This is a genomic window from Stenotrophomonas nitritireducens, from assembly GCF_001700965.1.
Classification (GTDB): Bacteria; Pseudomonadota; Gammaproteobacteria; order Xanthomonadales; family Xanthomonadaceae; genus Stenotrophomonas; species Stenotrophomonas nitritireducens_A.
Map to the genome: position 1 here is coordinate 4,487,689 of NZ_CP016756.1, position 16,632 is coordinate 4,504,320.

Below are 16,632 nucleotides of genomic sequence, written 5' to 3' on the forward strand. Positions count from 1 at the left end.
TTTTGACGCTTTCTGTCTCTCAGCAGTACCGCAATGCGCTACAAGCGGATGAAACCGGGCGATCTGTCGTTTAATATCAATCACTAACCGTGCATTTTTAAGGTCTGGTCAAAGGTGGCGAAACAGGTCCCGGAACGCGACAAGAGCCCCAAGGCTGCCGCTGACGCGCGCAAGCAGGCGGCTGCAGCAGACAATCCGCGTCGACAGAAGTTATGGCGTGACCTGGCGTTGATCGCGATCGCGCCGGCCTTGCTGTACCTGCTGGCCAGTCTGTTCACCTATTCCCCCACCGATCCGGGCTGGTCACAGTCGGGCTCGGTGATTGCGCCCGTGCACAACATGGGCGGCAAGGTCGGCGCATGGATTGCCGATGTGCTGCGCCAGTTGTTCGGCTATGTGGCCTATTTGATTCCGGTGATGCTTGCCGCGGTGGCCTGGATCGCCATGTTCGGCCTGAAGAAGAACGACGAGCGTGGCCAGGATGATCTGGGCCCGGCGTTGCGCCTGGTGGGCATTGTCGGCTTCCTGATTGGTGCCACCGGTTTCCTGTACCTGCGCCTGCCGCCGGGCGACGTGGCCCGCGCGGGCGGCGGCCTGGGCGTGCTGGTGGGCAAATCGCTGCAGACCGGTTTCGGGCCAGTCGGCAGCAACCTGTTCCTGCTGGTGCTGCTGCTCACCTCGATCACGCTGGCCACCGGCCTGTCGTGGTTTGCGGTGATGGAGAAGATCGGCAAGTGGGTACTGGCCCTGGGGCCGGTGCTCAACAAGAAGAAAGAACAGGCCAGCGAGTGGCAGCAGACCCGCGTGCTGCGCGAGGAGCGCGAGGAAGTGCGCAAGGTGGACGCCGAGGTGCGCGCCAAGCGCGAGCCGGTGAAGATCGAGCCACGCCCGGCACCGGTGATCGAGAAGAGCGACCGCGCTAAGCGCGAGACCCAGATCCCGATGTTCCAGGGCGTCAATGGCGACGGCTCGGACATCCCGCCGCTGGCGCTGCTGGACGATCCCAAGCCGCAGCCCAAGGGCTATGACGAACAGACCCTGGAAACCCTGTCGCGGCAGATCGAGTTCAAGCTCAAGGATTTCCGCATCGATGCGCAGGTGGTGGGGGCGTATCCGGGCCCGGTGATCACCCGATTCGAAATCGAGCCGGCGCCGGGTATCAAGGTCAGCCAGATCAGCTCGCTGGACAAGGACATCGCGCGCGGGCTTTCGGTCAAATCGGTGCGCGTGGTCGATGTGATTCCGGGCAAGTCGGTGATCGGCCTGGAAATCCCCAACGTCACCCGCGAAATGATCTTCCTTTCCGAGCTGTTGCGCTCCAAGGAATACGACAAGTCGGCCAGCCCGCTGACCCTGGCGCTGGGCAAGGACATTGCCGGCCGCCCGACCGTGGCCGATCTGGCGCGCATGCCACACCTGCTGGTGGCCGGTACCACCGGCTCGGGCAAGTCCGTGGCGGTCAACGCGATGGTGCTGAGCCTGCTGTACAAGGCCAGCCCGAAAGACCTGCGCATGCTGATGATCGACCCGAAGATGCTGGAGCTCAGCGTCTATCAGGGCATCCCGCATCTGCTGGCGCCGGTGGTTACCGATATGAAGGAGGCCGGCAACGGCCTGCGGTGGTGCGTGGCCGAAATGGAGCGCCGCTACAAGCTGATGAGCGCCGTGGGCGTGCGCAACCTGGCCGGCTTCAACAAGAAGGTGAAGGACGCCATCGACGCCGGCCAGCCGCTGATGGACCCGCTGTTCAAGCCCAACCCGGAGATGGGCGAGGCGCCGCGTCCGCTGGAACCGCTGCCGTTCATCGTCATCTTCATCGACGAATTCGCCGACATGATGATGATCGTCGGCAAGAAGGTCGAAGAGCTGATCGCGCGCCTGGCGCAGAAGGCGCGTGCGGCCGGCATCCATCTGATCCTGGCCACGCAGCGGCCGTCGGTGGACGTGATCACCGGACTGATCAAGGCCAACATCCCGACCCGTATCGCCTTCCAGGTGAGTTCCAAGATCGACTCGCGCACCATCCTGGACCAGTCCGGCGCCGAGGCGCTGCTTGGCAACGGCGACATGCTGTACCTGCCACCCGGCACGGCAATGCCGGACCGCGTGCATGGCGCCTTCGTCTCTGATGAAGAAGTGCACCGCGTGGTTGAACACCTGAAGGCCAGCGGCCCCACCGATTACATCGAGGGCGTGCTGGACGAAGTGCAGACCATGGGCGACGGCGTGGTGGTCGGCGCCAACGGCCTGCCGGAAAGCAGCGCCAGTGCCGGCGACGAATCCGATCCGCTGTACGACGAGGCGCTGCGCATCGTTACCGAAACCCGCCGCGCCTCCATCTCCGGTGTGCAGCGCCGCCTGAAGATCGGCTACAACCGCGCCGCGCGCCTGATCGAGGCGATGGAAGCGGCGGGCGTGGTCACCGCGCCCGAACACAATGGCGACCGCACCGTGCTGGCACCGCCACCGCCGAAGCACTGAACGGAGGGGCGGCATTCAGTAACTGATTGCCGCCCATTCAGTTTGAAAGAGGCAGACTCTGCCTCACCACCAACACCATTATCCCAAGCCGCCATGACTGCATTTCTGCGCCACTCCGTTCTTGCTGTTGCCTTGGCTTGCGCCGGCCTTGCCGCGGATGCCCATGCCGGCGCCCGCGATGACCTGAAATCCTTCACCAATGGCCTGCGTGGCCTTGATGGCCAGTTCGCGCAGCAGGTGGTGGACTTGCGCGGCCGGGTCAAGGAATCCTCCAGCGGCCGCGTGGCGCTGTCGGCGCCGCGCCAGTTCCGCTGGGAATACACCCGTCCGCATCCGCAGCTGATCATCGCGGACGGTAGCAAGCTGTGGGTCTACGAGCCGGACCTGGAGCAGGCTCGGGTCAGCCCGCAGGGCACCGAGGAGCAGAACAACCCGCTTACCGCCCTGATCAACCCGGCGCTGCTGGAGCAGCAGTACGACATCAGCGAGGAAGCCGCGCCGCGCGATGGCATGCAGTGGCTGTCGCTCACCCCCAAGCGCGATACCCAGGCCAGCTTCGATGTGGCGGCGTTGGGTTTCTCCGGCGGCGGGCTGTCGCGGATGGAACTGGTGGACGCCGTTGGCCAGCGCACCATCATCACGTTCAGCGGCTGGAAGAAGAACCCCAGTTTTGCTGCCGGTACCTTCCGTTTCGTGCCGGGCAAGGACGTCGACGTGGTCGGCGAACGCTGAACCCAGCCGCCGGATTTTCGCGGCAAGGGCAGGGGGCCACGCTGTTAGAATGCAGACGTGGCCAGATCCCGAAATATCTTTCTTGATGAAGCTCCCGCCGACCTGCTGACAGCAGACCGGGACAGCATGCGCCCGCTCGCCGAGCGCATGCGCCCACGCACGCTGGACGAGATGGTCGGCCAGAAGCGTCTGCTGGCGCCCAACACGGCGCTGCGCCGCGCGGTTGAATCCGGGCGCGTGCATTCGATGATCCTGTGGGGCCCGCCGGGCTGTGGCAAGACCACGCTGGCCTTGCTGCTGGCGCAGTACGCCGACGCCGAGTTCAAGGCGATATCCGCGGTGCTGTCCGGCCTGCCGGACGTGCGCCAGGTGCTGGCCGAGGCAGCACATCGTTTCGCCGACGGCAGACGCACCGTGTTGTTCGTCGACGAGGTGCACCGTTTCAACAAGGCACAGCAGGATGCCTTCCTGCCGCACATTGAGCGCGGCACGATCATCTTTGTCGGCGCCACCACCGAGAACCCCTCCTTCGAACTGAATTCGGCGCTGTTGTCGCGCTGCCGCGTGCATGTGCTGGAATCGGTATCGCCCGAAGATGTGGTGGAAGCATTGCAGCGCGCACTGGCTGACACCGAGCGTGGCCTGGGCGAGCAGGAAATTACGGTCTCGCCCGAATCGCTGCTGGAAATCGCCCGTGCCGCCGATGGCGACGTGCGCCGCGCATTGACCCTGCTGGAAATCGCCGCTGAACTGGCAGCGGGGGAGGGCGGTGAAATCACCCCGGAAACCCTGCTGCAGGTGCTGGCCGACCGCACCCGCCGTTTCGACAAGAACGGTGAACAGTTCTACGACCAGATTTCAGCCCTGCACAAGTCGGTGCGCAGCTCCAACCCGGACGGCGCCATCTACTGGCTGGCCCGCATGCTCGATGGCGGCTGCGATCCGTCCTATCTGCTGCGCCGGTTGACCATCATGGCGGTGGAAGACGTCGGCCTGGCCGATCCGCGGGCGCTGGAAATGGCGATCAATGTCTGGAACGCCTATGACCGCATCGGTGCCCCGGAAGGCGATATCGCGCTGTCCAATCTGGTCGTTTATCTGGCCAGTACGGCCAAATCCAACGCCGCCTACATGTCCTTGCACGCCGCCCGTGCCGACATTGCCAACTACGGCACCCAGCCGGTGCCGATGCACCTGCGCAACGCGCCCACCCGCTTGATGAAGACACTGGGTTACGGCCAGGGCTACCAGTACGACCATGATGTCGAAGGCGGCATCGCCCTGGACCAGACCGCGTTTCCCGATGACATGGGAGAGCAGGTCTATTACAAGCCGGTGGAACGCGGTTTGGAGATCAAGCTGAAAGACAAGCTTGACCGCCTGCGTCTCGCCCGCGAACAGGCCCGCGCGCAACGCAAATGACCATTGCCGCCCAACCCAGGCCAGGAGCTTGACCGCCATGTGGCTTTCCTTCCTGGCCATCGGCGTAGGCGCGGCATTGGGCGCCTGGTTGCGCTACGGACTGAGCCTTTGGTTGAACCCGCTGCACAACACCGTGCCGCTGGGCACCTTGACCGCCAATCTGCTCGGCGGCTACGTGATCGGCCTGGCCCTGGCGTTTTTCGCCACCCGGCCGGAGCTGTCACCGCAATGGCGGCTGTTCGTGGTCACCGGTTTGCTGGGCGGCCTGACCACGTTTTCGACGTTTTCGGCTGAAGTTGTGTACCTGTTGCAGCGTCAACAGTTGGGCTGGGGCCTGCTCACCATTGGCCTGCACCTGATCGGCTCGTTGTCGATGACCGCCTTTGGCTGGTGGACCTGGCGTGTCCTGCGGCACCTGACTTGAAGCCGCTTTCAATGCCACGGTTGATCCCGCATCATGCGCCCACCACAAATTGAGCGTTCCCTGGATATGCAGCAGAAGCGGGCAAAAAAATGAGTACTCCAGCGTCGGCAGACGCAGCCCGCATCGATGCAATCGCAGGTTCGCTCCCCGCCAGCACCATCATCGGCGCTGATGTCGGCGGCACCTATGCCCGCCTGGGGTGGACCCAGCAGCAGGCCGACGGCAGCCTGAGCGTGAATGGTTTCCGCAAATACGCCTGCGCCGAGCACCCGAGCCTTGCCGCGATTCTGCGTGACTATGCCGATTGGCTGGCGCGCGAAACCGATGCGCCGCCCATCGCGCACGCGGTGGTGGCGATCGCTGGTGTCGTGGATGGCGACAACCTGCTCAATACCAATCTGGCCTGGCCGGTATCGCTGGCCGCAACCCGCAATGATTCGGGTCTGCCGTCGCTGGAGTTCATCAACGACTTCGTTGCCGTGGCCCAGGCCATGGCGCATGCCGAAGCCGATTCGCTGCACCTGATCTGTGGCCAACCGGAACGGGGAGCTGCCGGGCCCGCATTGGTGTTGGGACCAGGTACGGGTTTGGGTGTGGCGGTCTATCTGCCAGGCGGTAGCCCGTCCGTCCTGCCCAGCGAGGCAGGGCATGCCGCGTTGGCTGGTTCCACGGCGTTGGAACATGATGTGCTGCAGCTGCTGTCACAGCGCTATGAGCACATTGACAACGAACGGGTTCTTTCCGGCCCCGGCCTGATCACGCTGTACACCATCCTCTGCGAACTGCGCGGCACTACCCCGCAGTGGCATACGCCCGCCGAACTGGTGGATGCCGCACGCAATGGCAGCGACGCACTTGCGATGGAAAGCGTGGAGGTGTTCTGCGCGTGGCTGGGCAGCCTGGCCGGCGATCTGGCCCTTACCTTTGGCGCGCGTGCCGTCTATCTGACCGGTGGCATCACCGGGCATTTGAGCGGGCCGCTGCATGCAGGTGGCTTCCAGCAGCGCTTCCTCGCCAAAGGCCGGCTGTCCGCAGCACTCAAGCATGTTCCGGTATGGCGCGTTGAGCACGGCGAACTCGGTGTACTGGGCGCCTTGGCCTGGCACGTGGACAAACGCGCAACGCGCTGAGCGCAACCAAGCAAACGAGGAGATTCCAGCGATGACGACCCGCAGACAGTTCCTGCAGACCTCCGCCTTGCTTGGCGCATTGGGCACGACGGCGCCCGGGGTGCTCGCATCACCCGCTGCGGCCAACGGCGCGCGCGTGGTATCGACCTGGGATTTCGGCGTGGGCGCCAACCAGGCCGCGTGGAAGGTGCTGGCCGCAGGTGGCAGTGCATTGGATGCGGTGGAAGCCGGCGCACGCTGGGCCGAGAGCGAGCTGTGCAATTCCACGGTGGGCCATTGCGGCAATCCCGACCGCGACGGCGTGCTGAGCCTGGATGCCAGCATCATGTCTGGTGATGGCCGCTGCGGCTCGGTTGCGGCAATCGTCGATATCCTGCATCCCATCACCGTGGCCCGCGCGGTGATGGAGAAAACCCCGCACGTGATGCTGGTAGGCGAGGGCGCGCAGCAGTTCGCGGTACAGCAAGGCCATGAACGGCGGAACCTGCTGACGCCGGCAGCGGAAAAAGCCTGGCGCGAGTGGCTCAAAACCGAACACTACGCACCGCAGATCAACGCCGAACGCCGCGGTATTCCCGGCGACAAAGACAACCACGACACGCTGGGCATGATCGCCATCGATAACAAGGGCGATATGGCCGGTGCCTGCACCACCAGCGGCATGGCCTTCAAGATGCATGGCCGCGTCGGTGACAGCCCGATCATCGGCGCCGGCCTGTACGTGGACAACGAAGTGGGCGCCGCCACCGCATCCGGCATGGGCGAAGAGATGATCCGCAATGCGGCGTCTTTCCTGGTGGTTGAATTGATGCGGCAAGGCCGCTCACCGGCCGACGCCTGCCTCGAAGCCATCCAGCGCGTGGTTCGCAAACGACCCGAGGCCAGCCGTACCTTGCAGGTCTGCTTCCTGGCAATGAACCGCAGTGGGGAAGTGGGCGCCTACGCGCTGCATCGCGGCTTCGTGTATGCGGTATGCGACAGCAACAAACAGGATGCCTTGCTTGAATCAGCCTCGGTGTACACGAGCACGCAGGCATGAGTTCGCCGTACCTGCTGGAAATCGCCTGCAATTCGGCGATGTCGGCACTGGCCGCGCAACAAGGTGGCGCCAACCGCATTGAACTATTCGAGAACCTGGAGCAGGGCGGCACCACGCCGTCCTCCGGCAGCATCGCCATCGCACGCGACAAGGTGCAGATTCCGCTGTACGTATTGATCCGCCCGCGCCCAGGCGACTTTCATTACGGACCAATCGAAACAGAGATCATGCTGCGCGACATCGCCCACTGCCGGCAGCTCGGCTGCGACGGTGTGGTGATTGGTGCATTGGATGCAGATGGCCAGATCGACGTAGCGCTATGTCGTGAACTGATACGTGTTGCCGGGCCATTGGACATTACCTTCCATCGCGCATTCGACGCCGCACGTGATCTACCTGCAGCGCTCGAGCAGATAGTTGAGCTGGGCATCAAACGCATTCTCAGCTCGGGCGGCCAAACCAGCGCCGTCGAAGGCAGCGCAAGGCTTGCCAAGCTGGTCAAACAGGCCGGATATCGCCTGCAATTGATGGCCGGGGCAGGGTTGAACGCAGCAAACATCGCGGACGTGGCGCGGCAATCGGGCTGCCTGCAATTGCACGCATCAGCCAAGGCGCTACAACGATCAGCGATGCGTTACCGGAATCCGGCATTGAAGGGTTTGGAGAGCAATTGGGTGCAGAGCCAGGCCGAAATGGTCTGCGCATTGCGGCAAGCCTTGGACGCGATCAGCTGAGGCTGGCAGGGTCATCTCTCGGCCAATTAAAGTGACGAATCACTTTAATTGGCGCTATTGAAGATTGTCGGCGGAGCCGAACCTGCCTGGATCAAGATCCATTCGATTCCTTAGCTTGTGCGCCAGATTAAGGTGATTCGTCACTTTAATAAGGGGTCGGGAATAAGGGGGATCGGGCACTCATTGTCCGCAGCAGAACTTTGCGGATGAAGCCTCTGAATTTCATGCCGCGTGGCGGCCCGGAGCCCCCATAACGCGATGCCCAGGGTGGCCCTCAGAGCAGCAGCCTCACAGAGGTGCACAGCCAACAGATGGCATTTAAACGTGACGAGTCACTAAATTGCCGTCGAGCTCGCAATAGCCGGTAAGGGCCGCTCCACGCACAGACTGCCGAGGTTGCGGCTTCAAATCTGGAGCGTTTCCGGGGACTAAGCACGCCAGATTTCAAGGATGTAGACGGAATTGCATGGATCACACGGCTTAGCAACAAAGGAGCTTACGCGCTGCTGCATATCCAGCACGATGTCATGGCACTCGGTGCCAAAGAAAGGCATTGGGCGAAGGCAAGAGCTACAGGTAAATCGCTTTTAGTTCGGCGCCGTTGCTAGAACTTATTTTACATAATATACATTATGCGAAATGGCGTAGTGAAACGCCTGCGCTGGATCTGGCTTTGGATCTCATCTCACCTACCATCCCGGCCTCCTAAGGATCAGGGGGAAATTGAGGCATGAGTGACAACTACAACATCGACCGCAGGCCGCCTTGCTGGCCGACCGGAGAACAATGCCCGAACGCGTGTGCATCAGCGCACCACCGGCACATCATCGAAAACCACGTCGAGCTCCACGGCCCTTGGGCTGGATGGCGACTGGCTGGCCGTGATCTGGTCGCGCCGTCCGGCGAACGAATCCCAGAGCGTCGGCTGCGCGGCCTTCTCTGGCGCGCCGATGCCTCTGATTTACGTGACGCGACACGTAAAAGGAACGCTGCGCGAAAAGCCGGTCAGCGGTCGATGGTAAAGGTCGTTGTCGTAGACCTGGGCGAATGGAGGGAACGCCACTTCGGGACCCGCGCAGGATAAGAGCGCATCCGTAGGGGCCTTGCCCCTACACCCCAGCTACAATCGAAACGGAGGCTACAAGGGGTAAATCATGGAACGAAAAAAACCGACTTTCAGCAAGCCCGACATGGACGAAATTCGATTCCGTGAGCCAGCTCGGCAGCGGAAAAGTGATTCCGGCAACGGCCTCGTTTGGAAAATCGCAATCGGAGTTTTTGTAGGCATGTCGATCTGCCTAATAGCCACGTGCTCGCTAGTTGGCATAGGTGCCGCTGCTGTCGCAGAACAAGAAGATCAAGCCCGTAAGGCTGCAGTAGATGAGTTCCTGCGCACAGCGAATGATCCGGACCCGTTCGGTTTCGAAGCGCGCGCAGCAGAAGAACGCCGTATTGAAATGGAGCGGCGAGCACTTCGACCAGGTCAGCGCTGCATGCAAGGAAAGCGGTTAGAGCGCATCGAAGGCGGTTGGAAAGACGTCCCGAACGAACCATGTTGATTCAAAGCGTGCTCGTGGGCGGTGTGTAGCCTCCGATAGTTCGCGCCGGGTTTTTCGGGAACACATCTCCACGACTGCCAGACGAATAGCCAACCACCGACGATGGTGCACCTGCCTGCGACAAATGCGTCGGCTGCGCGTCCCCTGCCCCATATGGAACCGGACCACCCTGAGGCGGCTGCGCTGGCTGTTTGTATGGATTATATGGCTCGCCCCAACGCGCAATGTCGCGGCAAACGTCATCGCGCAACACTACCCGGGTACTCTGCTCTGTAACGCACCGACAGCTGTTTTCCGATGCCATGCAGTACACATGGGGATCTGATACCACGGCCCGGTCAACGTAAGCGGGCGCTGACCAAGGAACGTCCGCAACCATCGGTGTCAAAGCGGCTATGTACTGCTCGCCAGTTCGCGGGGCTGGACGTTCGCCATCTGACCTGACCGCCGAAGCCGAGGACTGGCCGGGCTGCGCCACAGGCGCAGTCGCGGCCATTTCCTCAGCTTCGGCTTGCCCCCTAATGCCTTTCCAGAACAGCCAACCGAACACGCTCGCAGCCAACAAGATCGCTATGGGGCCGGTGATCAGAACCTTCTTCAGTAGCGCTGGCATCCGGTACTTGACCGTGTGCAGTTCCGCGCTCTTGTAGTACTGGAAATACTTCTGCGGCAGCTTCCATTTCTCGTGATCGTAAAGCCCTTTGATGCGCTTGAGGCCCATGCGGACCTCATCCATGACCTGATGATTTCGGAAGATAAAGGTTTCATCCTTACCCGACTGGCGCAGCAAATGCTCATGGAAGCCAACCAGCCCGCGCAGGTGTGTATCCAGGTAATTCGGCTGCTGCGTTGCCAGCACAAGACGCACGCCAACGTGCCGGATCGTCTCCATTGCGCTGATGTATTCGGGCGGATCACCACCGCGCCGTGCGCGGAAATACTGCTGCGCCTCATCAACAAACAATACCGCACCCGCCGGCAGATCACGCCACCGAGTCGGATCATCCCATGGCGTCACGCCGGGCACAGAAATGCCGTTGATATTGCAGGTATACACATGCTCGCCCTTCTCCACTAGCTCAACAATCCGCTGCGTCATACGCAACGACTTGCCCGAACCGGGCAAGCCAGTGAGAAGAGAAATTGAAGCGGTGTCACCGATCATACTGGCGGCTCATATTTGCGAGAGAGAAAAACACGCTGCACGCCTTGGATGCCATAGGCACTAAGCATGATTGAAATTGCGGTATCCAAACCAAGCGCATGTACCCAATTCGCTGCAATCGCTGGAACGGCGTTCCAAACGTTGACTGCTTGATCAATAAGCGGTTCATAGACGAAATGCTGAGCAGCGAAGCCCAGCCCAAGCGCGCTGAGGGCCTTGCCGATCCACAGCGCAAGTTTGAGTTTGAGCAGCTTGTTGAGCACACCCGCAAGCGCGCCGAGAAAGGGATTGTCAACGGAGAACCACGACATATCAGCGTCTCCACAAAATTGGAAAGGCCGCGATCATGGCCGCAGCAATGATGATCTTCTTGATGATGGCGAGTGCGTCATAGAAGCCCTGAGGCATCACAACTTTAGTGCCCATGATGTCCACGTCAGGAATAACGTTTCCGCCGCCGATGCTCAGCCTATTCTGATTCAGCGTTGGCGTTACCCCATCCCCTGCCCAAAGGCCACCCACTACACCCGCCAGATCATCCCCTGCCCCGTCGGCTGCCCCTGACCGCGCATCACCCTTCGCAGCATCCCTATCGCCCTCAAACGAGCAGCGCTGCTTCCACTGCTGCAACACTTGTGAATAAGCCTCTGCCTTGCAGCTCTTGCCGGCACAGACAGGTATGTCGTTCTCACCGCAGCCAGTACCATTTGTGATTTCGTTGCCCTTGGTATTGCACTCAATTTTCCAAGTGAATTTGAGCTGTAGGCACTTCAATGTGTCTCCAGTGCAGATCGGCGGCGTGTCGCAGTTGCCAGAATCCGTGGCTGAATCACCATCATCCTTATCACCGTCCTTACCATCGCCCTTGGACGGTTTCCCGTTGCCAGATGTGTTACCGGAACCATCTGGCTGATTATCGCCCGTACTGTTCTTGGCGCTCCCTGCAGGAGCTGTTTGGTAATTGGTTACGTTGTAAGTTGTGCAGGTGTTATTAATGCATGCGGTCTGCTGGTGCCCCTCCTTTCGTTGCCAATCTTTGTTATCAATTTTTACATTCGGTGGAGTGACTGGCTCACCCTTCTTGCCCTTTACCTGGGCATCGTCACCATCGATCTTCTTGCCAGTTTCGTTCGGCGTCCAGCAAAAAGTTTTCCCCGTTGATGCTGTAGCACAATGATCACCGTTTGACTTGAAACAGGACGTCTGACCGCCACCCAATGCAGTGCATTCTGGCTCGGTGGGCTTAGGCTGCTCTTCACGAGTGTCGATAGCACCGTTCTGGCTCAGAGATTGAGAAGTACATGTTTCATTGAGGTACGTTGCGTTACGACGCCCATAGAGCATGACGCCGCCTGGCTGACTATATGAAATCTGCTCTTGTTGGATTTTGCAGCCAGCAACACAGCTGGGCCATGGCATTGGACTTCCAGCTGACTTGTCACCTGCTGGAGTCGTCACGTTTCGAGCGGAACACGTTTTTCCGCTCGAGAACCAAAAAGTTTTAGACGAATCGCCGCCATCAGAACCGGAAACCCGGCAACGCGGAGTGCTGGGGCCGGTAGCGTGCACAACACACTCAAACCCGCCATTCCCGTATGAGTCAACAACGGAAGTGCAGTCTTTGGCAATTTTGGGATAACCGCCATAAGGCTCGTAATAAGACATGCTGTTGGAGACAGCAGCCTTGCACTGCGAATACGCTTCGCCCTGATCGCAAATACCGCTAGATGCACATGAAGCAGAAGATTGCGCCTGCACAGGATCGATACCTTGCCACACATACGCAGCGACAAGCAGCAGTGTAAAAAGCCAACGCATCAGATCAGCCCATCCGCGACGATGTAACCGCCGATGATCCAAAGAACAAGAACAAGTAGTCCGGTCATGATGTGCGAAGGGCGGGTTTCCCCGCCCTCCCCTTGTCGATCGCTTACTTGCCGCCAATCAGGCCAAAGGCCTTCATGGTCCACTTACCTACGGCGTAGGCGGTATAGATCAGGACACCGGCAGCCACCATGGCAGCGATTGCGGCCAGAACGGTGGCGCTGTCGAAACCATCAGCGGCGAACGCCAATCCAGGAGCGGCAGCAGCACCGCCAAGCGCCACAGCAGCGCCCACACGGTCACGCAGCGAACGACCAACAGCCTTGGCACGAATCAGTGCAGTTTCACGAGTATTGCGATTCATTCTTCATTTCCTTGTTTTGGGATGATCAAACGGAGTGCAGCGAGAGTTACAAGGCCAACAAAAATCGCTGGACCCACGGTGTTGGCCTGTTCGACCGTGGGAAGCATGTCCACCCAGCTGGGTTGATCCAGCCAAGCGGATTGAGCACACGACCCGTCCTGCAAAGGCACCGGATCGATGCATACGAGGACGCGGGCCATGGGTTAAGCCTTGGCCGGAACGGTTGCGCGGACCAGCGCGGGGAACTTCGACCAGTTGGCCGTGCCCTTGTTGACCTGGATCATGGAAGCGGTGTCCATGACGTATTCGCCAACCGGATAAGCGGTCTGGCCTTCCTCAAGGCGCACGTCATATGGGTAGCCAAAGCCACCGGCTTCCAGCTTCGCTTTCTGCTTGCGCGTGGTGTAGGCGCGTTCCTTGCCGCTGTCGTCTTCGAAGGTGCCTTTGCGCTCGGTTACTTCGGCAGAGAGGATGGTGACCTTGATCAGTTCCATGATTTTTCCTTGGTTATGCCCGCGATTCCGGGCTATCGATATGCCCCGATGGGGCGAAAAGAATTGCGGTAAGCAGCTGAGCGGCGTCTTCTGGACGCGGACACCACGGCGGCAGCTTGGCGCGGGCTGTGCCGACAATCAGGCGTGAGAGCGTTGATTCATCACCACCGGATGCGTGGAGCATCGCGTTGATCATTGGCCCGTACTGGCGACGGAAATGCATGACGGCGCGGGTGCAGTTGGCGAGCAGCTTTTCTGTGGCGATGCGCAGGCGTTGGCCGATGCCATCAACGAAGTCGAGGATGGGGTAAGAGCCAACCAGATACGGGGCTGGATCAGTGAGCATGTCCAGGGGAAGTTCACGCCGATTACTGGCGTGGAACTCGCCTTCATAGCGCACCCATTCGGAAGCCATGTCACCCTGCTCCCTGCCCTTCTCATACACGCGTAGCTGCTGCTCAGACTTGCGGCTACCCACGTAGAAGGTCTTGCCGGTGCGGTTGCCCATGTCATCAATCAGGCGGGCTTTAGGCCGCTGACCGCGACGGTCAAAACCGCCCTCGTTGTAACGATCAACGGCCCACTGCACCGGCCACTGACCGAGGAAATCATCTGCCGCGATATCGACGCGCGTAATGCGTGCATCGGATAGCCCCAGCAGTGAAGCGAGCGACGACCACCGCTGCGCATGGTCATCGCCACTGCTGGCCTCAAATATGCGGCAACCATTGCCAGTAAGTTCCAGACGCGCGGTGTGCACGCCGTCCTTGCGGACCGTGGCAAGGCCGCCGAATTCCAACAGGCCTACATGCTCGCCACCGGCTTGCAGCGATACGCGCCAGTTGTAAAACCGGCCACGCGAAGGATCGCCGAGTTCAAACAGGCCCGGGAAGAAGTGGCCGGCCAATGCCTGGGCCACGGCGCGGACGCAGGAACCTACCGGGCCGTCCAGATCATCAAGGACCGCTTTGCGGTCATCGACCATGCCATACACGTCAAGGACGGAAATAAGATCGAAGGCGGAGGCCAGCCAGTCGATCACTACCCCGATTCGTTCAGTTTCACTGACTCCCCTGTTAGACGAGGGGAGTCCCGAAGCTGCGGCCTCATGCATAGCTGGCGCCCTCCCCGTAAACCACGGTGCGGGTGCTGCCGAGCACAGCCACGACGCGGTAGGAGCGACGGCCACGCAGCAGCGCATTCCACCAGCGAGCGCGGGCGACGGCCCATGCGTCATCCCGGCCATAGCGGCACTTAGGAAGCCATGGACCGTCACCGATGCGGTGTTCAATCTCGTAGTTGGGTTGCGGCATGGCGCGGAGCGCTTCGACTTCCACGTCCAGATGCGACGAGGCCGGAAGCGGCTCGTAGAAGCGCGGATCTACGCGACGGATGCCGTAGGGAACGCGGTTAGCCACGCCGACCACCAGAGCGCAGCCATGCCACGTAAACAGCAAAAATCAGCGACCAGAGGAAAGCCCACAGGAGGTTGTCGAGGAGGAAATCAATCACGGCGCGCCTCCCGAGTAGAACGAAGGCGACGACGACGCAGGCGAAGAAGCACGCGCACGGAATGAGCGATCCGATACCAATCACGCGTGATGAGCCACAAGACCGGGCCGAAACCGCAATAAATGGCAATCACCAGCATCAGCGAGTTCCAGTCGCTGGCGGTGATGACGTAGCAGGAGGGATCAGCCACGGCGCACCCACCGGATGTAGTAGAAGCAACCGAGCAGCGCCAGCGGAACAAGAACGATCACTGGCCTACCTCCGCCCTAGCACAGGCAACAAGGCAAGCAGCGCGGTACGCGGAATCAACACGCGCATCCCGGCGAGCAATCACCCAGCCAAACAAACGGGCGGTGCCGACCGAGAACAGCACGGCGGCGCAGAAAAGGCAGAGCGGAAGAATGACGTCGCTCACTTGGCACCGCCGATGAGAGCGATGCGCTCATCAATGGCGGCTTCAACCTGGACGACCTTGGCCGCATCACCGAGACGCGCCCAGTGGCGGCGAACCGCGTACAGCTGGTGCAGCTTCAATCCGTCGAGTTGCATAGTGCACTCCCCTCCCCTACGCCCTAGATGCCCGCACCCGGCTCTAGGGGAGACCGGGGCGGGAGTATTCCCTGTGGAATACAAGGTCGCAGTATCCTGACGGGGAAACGAAAGTCAACCCACGGGAATACACATGGAAACCATCGCTGATCTGATCGAAGCGGCACGCAAGCGAACTGGCGCCACCTACACGGATATCAGCGAGCGCTTGGATCGCTCCAAACAGCTGATAACGAACTGGAAATCAGGGAAAAAGGTGCCGACAGATGGTGACGTGCTGGCACTGGCAAGGATGGCCGGAGAGAACGCGGACAAATGGCTTGCGATAGCTCAAGCAGCGCGAACCGAGGGCGAAGCTAGGACGCGCTGGGAGCTAATTGCGCAAAAGTTGGGGGCGGTCGCTATGGCCCTAGTGATAGGGGTTGGCCTCGCCTCCCCTGCGCACGTACAGGCGGCAGAACCGGGTAATTCCACGCACGGTGTATACATTATGCGAAATGGGTGATTGGGCGGATCAGCTGGATCTGGCTTTGGATCTCATCTGTCAGTTTTTTTAGTTCGTGTCCTTTTGCTGACGGGACAACTAGAGATGTACTTTTCCGCCAACTAAAGATGTACTTTTTGCTCGACCTGCTGTCTACCGCGGATAATTTCGTCGCGATTAGGTAGATGTTCTTACTCGCCGCGTCCGCCAAACGACAGGCCGGCAATGTGCAACGGGCCAGAGGCGCCCTTTCAAGGCCCCTCCATAGTGTAGCCCAGGGCCTTCTACGGGCCTTGATCGCGTGTTTTTCGTGTCAGGCAGCCGACGGCGGTGAGGTGTCGCTACTCGGCCTCGGAGCCCACAATATTTGGGCTTTGGTGCGGATCAATGAGATTCGAGGGCCAACGTTGGCCTTCATCTGGGTGACACAGAAAACACGCGCATCCGCTGGATTTCCAACTCAACTAGGGGTCTCGGACGTTTGGACCGAAGCATCCTCAACGCGACGCGGCGATCCCCTTCTGCAGATCCTTAGCCTCTCGCTCGCCCCGAGTTCTGTCGATTAGTGCATCTCCATGCCCCGGCGCAGGGGCGTTGGGCCCCTTGACGGCTGTCTACTGCGGACAATTTCGTCGCGCGCAGGTAGATCTTGCTGGTTTGGAAGCAGATAAGTCCGTCACCCTGTGACCGAACGTAGAAATTTGCGTATGTTGTCAAAC

General features: G+C 60.6%; 18 protein-coding genes. 9 read left to right on the top strand and 9 right to left on the bottom strand.

Features of this window, described 5'->3' with window-relative positions:
- Nucleotides 1-114: 114 nt before the first annotated feature.
- The 8 genes from BCV67_RS19130 to BCV67_RS20290 all read left to right on the top strand — a co-directional run bounded on the left by BCV67_RS19130 (nucleotide 115) and on the right by BCV67_RS20290 (nucleotide 9,521).
- Entirely contained in the window at nucleotides 115-2,481 is a 2,367-nt protein-coding gene (locus tag BCV67_RS19130) for a DNA translocase FtsK (RefSeq protein ID WP_062167522.1), read from the top strand.
- Nucleotides 2,482-2,574: 93 nt separating this feature from the next.
- Nucleotides 2,575-3,213, top strand: coding sequence for an outer membrane lipoprotein chaperone LolA (lolA, locus tag BCV67_RS19135; RefSeq protein ID WP_062167520.1), 639 nt, complete (start codon nucleotides 2,575-2,577; stop codon nucleotides 3,211-3,213).
- Between the two features lie 126 nt (nucleotides 3,214-3,339).
- On the top strand, nucleotides 3,340-4,635 hold the full coding sequence (locus tag BCV67_RS19140; protein ID WP_082746541.1) for a replication-associated recombination protein A: 1,296 nt from the start codon (nucleotides 3,340-3,342) through the stop codon (nucleotides 4,633-4,635).
- Between the two features lie 37 nt (nucleotides 4,636-4,672).
- Entirely contained in the window at nucleotides 4,673-5,059 is a 387-nt protein-coding gene (crcB, locus tag BCV67_RS19145) for a fluoride efflux transporter CrcB (RefSeq protein WP_062167517.1), read from the top strand.
- Nucleotides 5,060-5,148: 89 nt separating this feature from the next.
- Nucleotides 5,149-6,189: a glucokinase gene (locus BCV67_RS19150; protein WP_062167515.1), complete on the top strand. Its 1,041-nt coding sequence runs from the start codon at nucleotides 5,149-5,151 to the stop codon at nucleotides 6,187-6,189.
- A gap of 31 nt (nucleotides 6,190-6,220) precedes the next feature.
- A complete protein-coding gene (locus tag BCV67_RS19155) occupies nucleotides 6,221-7,228 on the top strand; it encodes a N(4)-(beta-N-acetylglucosaminyl)-L-asparaginase (RefSeq protein ID WP_062167513.1) in 1,008 nt (335 codons plus the stop codon).
- On the top strand, nucleotides 7,225-7,962 hold the full coding sequence (locus BCV67_RS19160) for a copper homeostasis protein CutC (RefSeq protein ID WP_062167511.1): 738 nt from the start codon (nucleotides 7,225-7,227) through the stop codon (nucleotides 7,960-7,962). Before BCV67_RS19155 ends, BCV67_RS19160 begins: the two co-directional genes overlap by 4 nt.
- Before the next feature lie 1,154 nt (nucleotides 7,963-9,116).
- Nucleotides 9,117-9,521: a hypothetical protein gene (locus tag BCV67_RS20290; protein WP_156455797.1), complete on the top strand. Its 405-nt coding sequence runs from the start codon at nucleotides 9,117-9,119 to the stop codon at nucleotides 9,519-9,521.
- Between the two features lies 1 nt (nucleotide 9,522).
- Here the strand turns inward: BCV67_RS20290 and BCV67_RS19170 are convergent, their stop codons facing one another.
- The 9 genes from BCV67_RS19170 to BCV67_RS20300 all read right to left on the bottom strand — a co-directional run bounded on the left by BCV67_RS19170 (nucleotide 9,523) and on the right by BCV67_RS20300 (nucleotide 15,429).
- A complete protein-coding gene (locus BCV67_RS19170) occupies nucleotides 9,523-10,686 on the bottom strand; it encodes a zonular occludens toxin domain-containing protein (RefSeq protein ID WP_062167507.1) in 1,164 nt (387 codons plus the stop codon).
- Nucleotides 10,683-10,997 carry a DUF2523 family protein gene (locus tag BCV67_RS19175; protein ID WP_062167505.1) on the bottom strand — a complete coding sequence of 105 codons (315 nt, stop codon included), beginning with the start codon at nucleotides 10,995-10,997 and terminating at the stop codon, nucleotides 10,683-10,685. Before BCV67_RS19175 ends, BCV67_RS19170 begins: the two co-directional genes overlap by 4 nt.
- 1 nt (nucleotide 10,998) lies before the next feature.
- Nucleotides 10,999-12,504, bottom strand: a complete 1,506-nt coding sequence (locus BCV67_RS19180) for a hypothetical protein (protein WP_065868184.1) — start codon at nucleotides 12,502-12,504, stop codon at nucleotides 10,999-11,001.
- Nucleotides 12,505-12,616: 112 nt separating this feature from the next.
- On the bottom strand, nucleotides 12,617-12,874 hold the full coding sequence (locus BCV67_RS19185) for a hypothetical protein (RefSeq protein WP_062167501.1): 258 nt from the start codon (nucleotides 12,872-12,874) through the stop codon (nucleotides 12,617-12,619).
- A 203-nt stretch (nucleotides 12,875-13,077) separates the two neighbouring features.
- On the bottom strand, nucleotides 13,078-13,368 hold the full coding sequence (locus tag BCV67_RS19190) for a single-stranded DNA-binding protein (RefSeq protein WP_062167499.1): 291 nt from the start codon (nucleotides 13,366-13,368) through the stop codon (nucleotides 13,078-13,080).
- 13 nt (nucleotides 13,369-13,381) lie between these two features.
- Nucleotides 13,382-14,410, bottom strand: a complete 1,029-nt coding sequence (locus BCV67_RS19195; RefSeq protein ID WP_062167497.1) for a replication initiation factor domain-containing protein — start codon at nucleotides 14,408-14,410, stop codon at nucleotides 13,382-13,384.
- A gap of 64 nt (nucleotides 14,411-14,474) precedes the next feature.
- Nucleotides 14,475-14,786, bottom strand: coding sequence for a hypothetical protein (locus tag BCV67_RS20385; protein ID WP_172837765.1), 312 nt, complete (start codon nucleotides 14,784-14,786; stop codon nucleotides 14,475-14,477).
- Nucleotides 14,787-14,872: 86 nt separating this feature from the next.
- Entirely contained in the window at nucleotides 14,873-15,070 is a 198-nt protein-coding gene (locus BCV67_RS20295; protein WP_156455795.1) for a hypothetical protein, read from the bottom strand.
- Nucleotides 15,071-15,291: 221 nt separating this feature from the next.
- On the bottom strand, nucleotides 15,292-15,429 hold the full coding sequence (locus BCV67_RS20300; RefSeq protein WP_156455794.1) for a hypothetical protein: 138 nt from the start codon (nucleotides 15,427-15,429) through the stop codon (nucleotides 15,292-15,294).
- Between the two features lie 133 nt (nucleotides 15,430-15,562).
- Between BCV67_RS20300 and BCV67_RS19210 the strand changes: the two genes are divergently transcribed.
- Nucleotides 15,563-15,934, top strand: a complete 372-nt coding sequence (locus BCV67_RS19210) for a DUF3693 domain-containing protein (protein WP_062167492.1) — start codon at nucleotides 15,563-15,565, stop codon at nucleotides 15,932-15,934.
- The last annotated feature ends 698 nt before the right edge of the window (nucleotides 15,935-16,632 follow it).